Here is a 236-nt window from a genome sequence, read left to right as displayed (position 1 = left end):
ACCGGACGTGGGCGAACCCGGTCACCGAGAACCCGGGGGTCGGCAACACAGAAGTCTGGGAGGTGCACAACTTCACCGCCGACGCCCACCCCATCCACGTGCACGAAACGACCTTCGAGGTGGTCGACCGGCAGGCGCTCGTCACCAACGCCGATGGGGAGACCGAGCCGCCGGCACGGCTCGTGGGCGCCCCGCGCCCGTCCGAGGCCTGGGAGACCGGTTTCAAGGACACCGTC

1 protein-coding gene is annotated in these 236 nt (G+C 69.9%); it reads left to right on the top strand.

Going from position 1 to position 236, the window contains the following annotated elements; genetic code table 11:
• A partial coding sequence (locus ACPYOM_RS23900; RefSeq protein WP_481347891.1) for a multicopper oxidase domain-containing protein occupies positions 1 to 236 on the top strand: 236 nt, incomplete at both ends.

The sequence above is a fragment of the Monashia sp. HAY1-2A genome (assembly GCF_056755315.1).
The sequence above is the reverse complement of the archived record's forward strand: the minus strand, read 5'-3'. Positions and strand labels throughout refer to the sequence as shown.